At 70.3% G+C, this 6658-nt stretch carries 8 protein-coding genes; 4 read left to right on the forward strand and 4 right to left on the reverse strand.

What is annotated here, in order from left to right:
* The 4 genes from H5J33_RS19045 to folE all read left to right on the forward strand — a co-directional run.
* Positions 1-584 (forward strand): ATP-binding protein (locus tag H5J33_RS19045; protein WP_181796136.1); only part of this gene is annotated, 584 nt, incomplete at its 5' end.
* 125 nt (positions 585-709) lie between these two features.
* Complete coding sequence (hpt, locus tag H5J33_RS19050; RefSeq protein WP_030606186.1) at positions 710-1270, forward strand: hypoxanthine phosphoribosyltransferase; 561 nt, start codon at positions 710-712, stop codon at positions 1268-1270.
* A gap of 196 nt (positions 1271-1466) precedes the next feature.
* Entirely contained in the window at positions 1467-3506 is a 2040-nt protein-coding gene (gene ftsH / locus H5J33_RS19055) for an ATP-dependent zinc metalloprotease FtsH (protein WP_181796137.1), read from the forward strand.
* 133 nt (positions 3507-3639) lie between these two features.
* Complete coding sequence (gene folE, locus H5J33_RS19060; RefSeq protein WP_181796138.1) at positions 3640-4245, forward strand: GTP cyclohydrolase I FolE; 606 nt, start codon at positions 3640-3642, stop codon at positions 4243-4245.
* Positions 4246-4271: 26 nt separating this feature from the next.
* On the opposite strand, the gene H5J33_RS19065 is transcribed toward folE, so the two are convergent.
* The 4 genes from H5J33_RS19065 to H5J33_RS19080 form a co-directional block, all read right to left on the reverse strand.
* Positions 4272-4760, reverse strand: coding sequence for a DUF3180 domain-containing protein (locus tag H5J33_RS19065; protein ID WP_181796139.1), 489 nt, complete (start codon positions 4758-4760; stop codon positions 4272-4274).
* 79 nt (positions 4761-4839) lie between these two features.
* Positions 4840-5451: a 2-amino-4-hydroxy-6-hydroxymethyldihydropteridine diphosphokinase gene (folK, locus tag H5J33_RS19070; protein WP_181796140.1), complete on the reverse strand. Its 612-nt coding sequence runs from the start codon at positions 5449-5451 to the stop codon at positions 4840-4842.
* A complete protein-coding gene (gene folB, locus H5J33_RS19075) occupies positions 5448-5807 on the reverse strand; it encodes a dihydroneopterin aldolase (RefSeq protein ID WP_181796141.1) in 360 nt (119 codons plus the stop codon). The genes folK and folB overlap by 4 nt, the downstream gene beginning before the upstream one ends.
* A gap of 263 nt (positions 5808-6070) precedes the next feature.
* Entirely contained in the window at positions 6071-6601 is a 531-nt protein-coding gene (locus H5J33_RS19080; protein ID WP_181796142.1) for a nuclear transport factor 2 family protein, read from the reverse strand.
* Positions 6602-6658 lie beyond the last annotated feature (57 nt).

The raw sequence follows: 6658 nt of genomic DNA on the forward strand, positions 1-6658 counted from the left end.
AGGCCGAGACCGTCCTGCTGGGGCTCGCCCGCGGCTCCGGCATCCGCTCCCTGTCCGGCATGGCCGCGGTCTCGGGGGCCGGCGGCCGTTACCGGCGGCCCTTCCTGCACCTGGACCGGCAGACCGCCCGCAAGGCCTGCATGGTCCAGTCCCTGCCGGTCTGGGACGACCCGCACAACGCCGACCCCGCCTATACCCGCTCCCGGCTGAGGCACGAGGGGCTGCCCGCCCTGGAGAAGGCCCTCGGCAAGGGCGTGGTGGAGGCGCTGGCCCGCACCGCCCAGCTCTCCCGCGACGACGCCGACGCCCTGGACGCCTGGGCCAGGCAGGCCGAGGCCTCCGTACGGGACGCGGCCGGCCTGCTGGAGTGCGCCAAGCTGTACGCCCTGCCGCCCGCCGTGCGCCGCCGGATCCTGCGCCGCGCGGCCATCGAGGCGGGCGCCCCGGCCGGTGCGCTGTTCGCCCGCCACATCGAGGAAGTCGACCGCCTGATCACCGGCTGGCGCGGCCAGGGAGCCATCAATCTCCCGGGCAGGGTCGTCGCCCAGCGGCAGGGTGGCAGACTGGTGATTCGGCAAGGCTGACGACCGGCCCCCGCGGAGTGCCCACACCCGGTGCCCTCCGACGGGCCGGGCGGCCCCGGGGGCCGCACACGCGGCCGCAGCCGGTGGCCGCGCACGCGGCCGTAAGTGCGGGACGACCGAAAGTGATGCGGGTGGACGCGAAAGACATGGGTGCCGACCTCCAGCGGGTGCTCATCACCAAGGAAGAGATCGACGCGAAGCTGGCCGAGCTGGCCGCGAAGATCGACGCGGAGTACGCGGGCAAGGACCTGCTCATCGTCGGCGTCCTCAAGGGCGCGGTGATGGTCATGGCGGACCTCGCCCGGGCGCTGTCCACCCCCGTCACCATGGACTGGATGGCCGTGTCCTCCTACGGCGCGGGCACCCAGTCCTCCGGTGTGGTCCGCATCCTCAAGGACCTCGACACCGACATCAAGGGCCGGCACGTCCTGATCGTCGAGGACATCATCGACTCCGGCCTGACCCTGTCCTGGCTGATCAACAACCTCGGCTCGCGCGAGCCCGCCTCCCTGAAGGTGTGCACGCTGCTGCGCAAGCCGGACGCCGCCAAGGTCGCCATCGACGTCGAGTGGGTCGGCTTCGACATCCCGAACGAGTTCGTCGTCGGCTACGGCCTCGACTACGCCGAGAAGTACCGCAACCTGCCGTTCGTCGGTACGCTCGCGCCTCACGTCTACGGCGGCTGAGCCACTCGGCCCAAGCCTTGTAGGACGATCGGGAACCCCAGCGGGTTCCGCGCCGTTGAAGCAAGCGGAGACGGGTTTTCCCAGCCGTCGAATCGGCTCCGTGCGGCTTCGGGCAACAATGCTGGGGTACCGTCAGAAGAACTGTCTTATCAAACTCACTATGGCAGGAGGGACGGGGCGGCACCGCTCCGTATGGATGGACGTGAAGCGATACTTCCGTGGGCCGGTCATGTGGATCGTGCTGGCCGTCCTTGCCGTGGTCGTGTTGATGCAGGTCGTCGGCTCGTCCGGCGGCTACAAGACGGTGGACACCGGCCAGGTCGTGGCGGCGATCAACGCGAACAAGGTCGAGTCGGCCAAGCTCACCACCGGTGACGAACAGAGCATCAAGGTCACGCTGAAGGACGGCTACAAGGTCGAGGGCAGCTCGAAGATCCAGGCGAGCTACATCGGCGACCAGGGTGTGCAGCTCGCCGGCACGCTGCAGACCAAGTACCAGGAAAAGCAGATCACGGACGGCTACACGGTCTCGCCGTCCAAGCAGAACCCGTTCGTCGGCGTCCTGCTCTCCCTGCTTCCCTTCGTCCTGATCGTGGTCGTCTTCCTGTTCCTGATGAATCAGATGCAGGGCGGTGGCTCCCGGGTCATGAACTTCGGCAAGTCCAAGGCGAAGCTCATCACCAAGGACACTCCGAAGACGACCTTCTCCGACGTCGCCGGCTGTGACGAGGCCGTCGAGGAGCTCCAGGAGATCAAGGAGTTCCTCCAGGAGCCGGCCAAGTTCCAGGCCGTCGGCGCCAAGATCCCCAAGGGCGTGCTGCTCTACGGCCGCCCGGGTACCGGCAAGACCCTGCTCGCGCGCGCCGTCGCGGGCGAGGCGGGCGTCCCGTTCTACTCGATCTCCGGTTCCGACTTCGTCGAGATGTTCGTCGGTGTCGGTGCCTCCCGTGTGCGTGACCTGTTCGAGCAGGCCAAGGCGAACGCCCCGGCGATCGTCTTCGTCGACGAGATCGACGCGGTCGGCCGCCACCGCGGCGCCGGCCTCGGCGGTGGTCACGACGAGCGCGAGCAGACCCTGAACCAGCTGCTGGTCGAGATGGACGGCTTCGACGTCAAGGGCGGCGTCATCCTGATCGCGGCCACCAACCGGCCGGACATCCTCGACCCGGCGCTGCTGCGCCCGGGCCGCTTCGACCGGCAGATCGCGGTCGACCCGCCGGACCTCCAGGGCCGTCTGGAGATCCTCAAGGTCCACCAGAAGGGCAAGCCGGTCGCGCCCGACGTCGACCTGTCCGCCGTGGCCCGCCGCACCCCGGGCATGACCGGTGCCGACCTCGCCAACGTGCTGAACGAGGCGGCGCTGCTCACCGCCCGCGGCGACCAGAAGCTGATCGACAACAAGGCGCTGGACGAGGCGATCGACCGCGTGGTCGCGGGCCCGCAGAAGCGGACCCGGATCATGTCGGACAAGGAGAAGAAGATCACCGCGTACCACGAGGGCGGTCACGCCCTGGTCGCGGCGGCCTCTCCGAACGCCGACCCGGTCCACAAGATCACGATCCTGTCCCGCGGCCGTGCCCTCGGTTACACGATGGTCCTGCCGGACGAGGACAAGTACTCGACCACCCGCAACGAGATGCTCGACCAGCTCGCCTACATGCTGGGCGGCCGGGCGGCCGAGGAACTGGTCTTCCACGACCCGACCACCGGTGCCGCCAACGACATCGAGAAGGCCACCAACCTGGCCCGCGCGATGGTCACGCAGTACGGCATGACCGAGCGTCTCGGCGCGATCAAGTTCGGCGGCGACAACAGCGAGCCGTTCCTCGGCCGTGAGATGGCCCACCAGCGGGACTACTCGGAAGAGGTCGCCGCGCTGGTCGACGAAGAGGTCAAGAAGCTCATCGAGACCGCGCACAACGAGGCCTGGGAGATCCTGGTCGAGAACCGCGACGTGCTCGACAACCTCGTTCTCCAGCTGCTGGAGAAGGAGACCCTGGGCAAGGAGGAGATCGCCGAGATCTTCGCCCCGGTCGTCAAGCGCCCGCCGCGGCCCGCCTGGACCGGTTCTTCCCGCCGTACCCCGTCCACCCGCCCGCCGGTGCTCTCCCCGAAGGAGCTGGCGCTGACCAACGGCGCGAACGGCGCGACGGCGTCGATCAGCACCGCGAAGTCGACGGCGGCGGAGTCCGCCCCGGTGACGGACCAGTCCCCGGAGGACCGCTCCGACAGCTGACCGCCCCGCGGACGGCTGGCCCGGAATGAATGCCGCGACCCCCAGGTTCTAGCCTGGAGGTCGCGGCATTTCGCATGTCCGCAGTTTCGGCAGGGCGAGACACGCGCGTCATGGCGCGGGAACGAGGAACCAGATGACCGACCCGGTGACGCTGGACGGCGAGGGCCGCATCGGCGAATTCGACGAGAAGCGCGCCGAGAACGCCGTGCGGGAGCTGCTGCTCGCGGTCGGGGAGGACCCGGACCGCGAGGGGCTCAGGGAGACGCCGGCCCGGGTCGCGCGCGCCTACCGGGAGATCTTCGCCGGTCTGTGGCAGCGGCCGGAGGACGTCCTGACGACGACGTTCGACCTCGGGCACGACGAGATGGTCCTCGTGAAGGACATCGAGGTGTACTCGACCTGTGAGCACCACCTGGTGCCGTTCCGGGGCGTCGCCCACGTCGGTTACATCCCGTCCGAGACGGGAAAGATCACCGGGCTGTCCAAGCTGGCCCGTCTGGTCGACGTCTACGCCCGTCGGCCCCAGGTGCAGGAGCGCCTGACCACGCAGATCGCGGACTCCCTGATGGAGATCCTGGAGCCGCGGGGCGTCATCGTCGTGGTCGAGTGCGAGCACATGTGCATGTCGATGCGCGGCATCCGCAAGCCGGGCGCGAAGACCATAACGTCCGCCGTGCGCGGGCAGCTGCGCGATGGCGCCACGCGCAACGAGGCCATGAGCCTCATCATGGCGCGCTGACCCGGCCGCCGGGCGCGGCGGGCGGGTCAGGCCGCCGGCTGCGCCCCCGGAGGGTTCTGGTCGTCGTCCTCGGGGAGCCGGCACACCCGCTCCAGGAACAGGGCGGCCGCTATCACGCCGAAGCCGGCCAGGGCCGAGAAGCCCGCGTAGATCGCCTGGTCGCGGCGGGCCGGGAAGTCCAGCAGCTCCAGCAGGAAGATCCCCATGCCGGCGTACACACCGGCGACGAGGGCCGCGACCAGCGCGCTGGCCTGGCCGAAGACGACGGCCCGGGCGGCCATCAGCGGATCGACGCCCTTGGCCCCGGGCCGGCGCTCGCGCTGGGCCTTCAGCCGGGCGCGCAGCGAGAGCGCCGTGGAGAGCAGCACCACCGCGATCAGCGCGAGGACCACGGGGGCGGCCAGGGGGACGCTCGGCAGGGTCCCGGTCGAGTTCCAGAGGCGGGCGCCCGCCCAGGACAGGACGCCGGCCACGACGAACACGCCCGCCAGCACCCTGATGCGCAGCTCTCTCACGGTGTCCCTTCAGTTGTTTCCCCCGGACCGCCCCGGACGGTGGTCGTTCCTCGGTCCCGACCCGTCTCGACCTTAACGACTACTCGGGCAGCCGGAGTTCCAGGTCCTCCCGGTGCGCCACACCCTCGCGGGTGATCGCGGACAGCAGTTCGGCGACCGTGCCACGGCCGGGGAGCTGGGCCTGGGGGTCCACGTCGTGCCAGGGCGCCAGCACGAAGGCGCGCTCGTGGGCGCGCGGATGGGGGAGGGTGAGCCGCGGGTCGTCCGAGGTGACGTCGGCGTAGGCGACGATGTCGACGTCCAGCGTGCGCGGGCCCCAGCGCTCGTCCCGCACGCGGTTGAAGGCCTCCTCGACGGCGTGCGCCCGCTCCAGCAGGGAGGCGGGGGGCAGGGTCGTCTTCAGGACCACGACCGCGTTGAAGTACGACGGCTGGCTGCCGGGCTCGACGCCCCACGGCTCCGTCTCGTACACCGGCGAGACGGCCTTCACCCGGACACCCGGGGTGTCCTCCAGGGCGTCCACGGCCCCCTGGAGGGTCTCCAGGCGGTTGCCGAGGTTGGAGCCGAGGGAGATCACGGCCCACTGGGGGTTGTGCAGGGTCGTGTCGGCGGCGTCCACCTTCTCGACGACCGAGGCGGGTACCGGCTGGACGGTGGGGTCGCTGTGACCCTGGCGGAAAGGTCGGGTCATACTCGGCTCCGGGTGATGGTGACGGTCACGTCGTCGAAGGGGACGGTGATCGGCGCGTCCGGTTTGTGGACGCACACCTCGACCTCCTGAACCCCTTCGTGCTTCAGGCAGGTCCTGGCGATCCGCTCGGCGAGGGTCTCGATGAGGTCCACCGGATCGCCCTCGACCACGGCCACGACCTCCTCGGCCACGATGCCGTAGTGCACGGTCTTCGTCAGGTCGTCGTCGGCCGCGGCCGGCCGGGTGTCCAGGCCGAGGACGAGGTCCACGATGAAGGTCTGGCCCTCCTCGCGCTCCTTGGGGAACACCCCGTGGTGCCCACGGGCCTTGAGGCCGCGCAGCGCGACACGATCCACGCGAATCACTCCTGCAATCGTCGGGAACGACCGGCCCGTACCGCGTGCGGGCGGCACACCGGTCTCAGACGAATCTACCTGCGGGCACCGACAGGGCCCGGCCGCGGGGGCGCGGGGCCGGGCCGGAACCCGGAGGGTTCACCTGGGGTTCCCCCGCGGAACCCGGTCCTGTCACGGGCCGGTGGCCGCGTCTACCCGGAGGTAGGTGATTCCGGCCACGTGTCCGTCCGCGGGCCGGGCCGCCACCGGACGCGGGTGCCCCGTCATGCGAGGGAGTCGTCGTCCGGGTTCACGCCGTTCGCGCCGGTGTCGTCGTCCTCGGCGGTCTCGGCCAGGACGGGGGAGGCGTGGTGCGACCACAGCTTCCAGCCCGAGGCGGTGCGCCGGAACACGTTCGTGGCGACGACGAGCTGGCCGACCAGCGGCCCCAGCTCGGCGCCCTCCTCCGGTGCGGGCCCGCCGCTGAGGATGTTCTCCGTGCAGGTCACCAGCGCGGTGTCGCCGGTCACGGAGACGTGCACATCGGTGAGGAAGAACTGGATGTAGTCGGTGTTGGCCATGATCAGGGCGTACGACCTGAGGACCTCGCCGCGGCCGGTGAGCACCGGCCAGCCGGGGTGCACGCAGGAGATCACGCCGGTGTCCGCGGGGTCGTGGTACGTCTCGTCCACGCCCAGTTCCGCGGGCGTCAGCCAGAGCGCGGAGACCTCTTCGAAGTCGCCGCGCTCCAGTGCCTCGTAGAAGGCGGTGTTGGCGGCTTCCACCTGCTCGACGTCGGTGTGGGGGGCGCTCACCGGGCTGCACCGGCCCCAGATACGAGGGAGGAACGCCCGCTGACTGTTCACCACCTC

Source organism: Streptomyces sp. WELS2 (assembly GCF_013870595.1).
In the GTDB taxonomy this organism is placed as follows: Bacteria; Actinomycetota; Actinomycetes; order Streptomycetales; family Streptomycetaceae; genus Streptomyces.

Coding starts and splice junctions, on each gene's coding strand:
- hpt (WP_030606186.1), top strand. CDS start 710: ATGCGGGTGGACGCGAAAGACATGGGTGCCGACCTCCAGCGGGTGCTC.
- ftsH (WP_181796137.1), top strand. CDS start 1,467: ATGGACGTGAAGCGATACTTCCGTGGGCCGGTCATGTGGATCGTGCTG.
- folE (WP_181796138.1), top strand. CDS start 3,640: ATGACCGACCCGGTGACGCTGGACGGCGAGGGCCGCATCGGCGAATTC.
- folK (WP_181796140.1), bottom strand. CDS start 5,451: ATGACCCGACCTTTCCGCCAGGGTCACAGCGACCCCACCGTCCAGCCG.